This window comes from Pseudomonas sp. Ma2-10, assembly GCF_054330215.1.
On the sequence record NZ_JBTEYL010000058.1, the window covers coordinates 1 to 2,384 of the forward strand.

The 2,384-nt window shown below is 56.9% G+C and carries 1 protein-coding gene and 2 pseudogenes; all 3 read left to right on the top strand.

Translation table 11 applies throughout. The features are described 5' to 3' along the window. Nucleotides 1-385, top strand: a pseudogene (locus ACXPVS_RS27175) (DUF4123 domain-containing protein); the annotation flags it as partial. Then, a partial coding sequence (locus ACXPVS_RS27180; RefSeq protein ID WP_458512635.1) for a hypothetical protein occupies nt 382-612 on the top strand: 231 nt, incomplete at its 3' end. The pseudogene ACXPVS_RS27175 and the gene ACXPVS_RS27180, both read left to right, overlap by 4 nt. Nucleotide 613: 1 nt before the next feature. Further along, nucleotides 614-2,384: pseudogene (locus ACXPVS_RS27185) on the top strand (DUF6531 domain-containing protein); the annotation flags it as partial.

Below are 2,384 nucleotides of genomic sequence, written 5' to 3' on the forward strand. Positions count from 1 at the left end.
GTTTTTTCGGTTCTGGGATGGGCGACACATTTTTCCGATTCTCGAAGGACTCGGTGCCGGCGCGGGTGAGGTTTTACCCGTGTTCGACCGCTACCTGATCAATGGCCAGCCACTGGACGTGGGACCGAGGGGAGTGCCACCGGCCAAGGCCTGGCCGTGGTGGGAGGTGCCGCAGGCGTTAGTCGACACGCTGGCGGAAAAAGACCACACCACCGTCGTCGACAACCTGATGCAGTGGCTGGGGGAGGACTGCCCGGAACTGTTCTTCGCCTTCCCCGAAAGTAACTTACGCCACAAGGTCGAGCGCTTCGTGCGCCAACAATCCAATACAGAAGATATGGCAGAGCGTCTTGCTGCTGAGCTGACAAAGGAAGTCACGTCATGAATACCCCGATTGGTACCTTGGTCCTGCGCGTGCTGGACGCCAAAACCCCTGACGTGAACCTGATTCTCAAAGACTTCAAAAATTGCCTGAGCGATTACAAGGAGTGGGCGGACGGTTTCCTGACTGGTTGGGCACTGGATGTCGACCAGACCTTCAAAGTCGGAAATGAAGTCAGCGTGACCAAACGCAAGACCAAAACCGGCAAGGTCGAGACTTACGCGACCTGCNTTACAAGGAGTGGGCGGACGGTTTCCTGACTGGTTGGGCACTGGATGTCGACCAGACCTTCAAAGTCGGAAATGAAGTCAGCGTGACCAAACGCAAGACCAAAACCGGCAAGGTCGAGACTTACGCGACCTGCCCTCTGGCCGGCGACTTCACGCTGATCCACATGTTCGAGTCGGCGCGCTTCGTACCGATCGGCAATACGCCAGTGAAACTGGAACCCGTCACCAAAGGCACTTTCTACGACGACGTCACCGGACCTGTTATTGAAACAACGATCGGCCCGAGCGGCATCAAGGTGATCGACGGCTGCAAGAAAGGCCAGATGTACCGCATCACCTTTTTCCCGAACGTATCCCAAAGCAATGTCAAAGCGCTGTACGACTCCTACCAGGGAGTGATCGGCAATCTAAACGGCTGGTTGCAAAGTGAATGGTCGAGCAAGTTCCAGCCACAGTGGGCCAGCTACTCGGCTGCTGACCGCGCGGGTCGGTCGGTCATTCTGTTGAAACGAGCGATGGATGGTCTGGAGAAGGCGTTACTCAGGCTGTGGGATGACATCAAAAGCCTGTTCGAACTGCTTGCACATCCAAAGGAAAACCTCGAAAAGCTCCGCAAGTACCTGTCGGATGTCGAGATCGACAAGCTCTATGCTGCGTCCAAGGAATCCATTGCGTCGGGTCTGTTGATCCTCAGTGACGAACCATTGATGTTCATTTACGTCTCGGCGATCGTGGCGTGGGTCGGCATGCTGCCACCGCAAGTCATCGTCGACGTGGTGACGGCCATTGCGTCGGAATTCCTGATCAACGTGGTGCTGGGTATTTGCCTCACTGGCGGTGCCGGAATCGCGGTGCGGGTGGGGACCAAAACCCTGTCCACGGTCAAATCCGGTACGGCGCTCAAGTACCTTGAAGAGCTGGCCGCGAAACTGATGTCCCTGAGCGGCAAGCACAGCCTGCCAGCACACGCCGAAGTGTCGAAGCCGTTGATTGCCAGTGCCAATAACGTGCCGATGAAACCGGCCAAAACAGCGGCGATCAAAATCGACGAGGCTGCCGCCAACGGTTCTAAAAGTCAGGTGCCAAAAACCACGGATACGCCGAAGCAGGAAGTGAAAGACGCTTCTTCGTTTCCGCGTGGAAAGAAAGAAAAACAGACCACCCTCGCCCCCAAGGAAAAGGTCGACGATGCTTCTACTCAGTCGAAAACGCCTGACGACAAAAGCGCTGCCTGCGCCAAGAAAACCTGCACCAATGGTTGCCCGGTATCGATGGTCACTGGCGAGGAGTTGCTGACCCTGACCGACGGCGAACTTGGCGGTTTGCTACCTTTCAACTGGACGCGCCTCTATCGCACCAGCGCCGCAGAAATCGATTGCGGCCTCGGCTACGGCTGGAGTCACGCCCTCGCGCAACGTGTCGACATCAATGACGACGGGGTGATCTGGACCGATCACGAAAACCGCGTCACCACGTTCCCGCTGCCAAGTGTGCAGCGCCCGGCGATCACCAACAGCCTGTCGGAAGCGGCGATCTTCATCGGTGACGATCCGTCCGAACTGATCCTCACCCAAGGAGGCGAACGCAAGCAGTTCTACCACTTCCGCTACAACAGCAAAGGCGCGACGCTGATCGCCATCAGCGACAATTACGACAACCGCCTGCACATCACTCGTGACATTCACGGTCGAATCAAACGCGTCGATAACGGTGCTGGTCGGGCTCTCCTTGTACGTTACGACCGCAAGCACATCGTCGCCATCGACTATCAG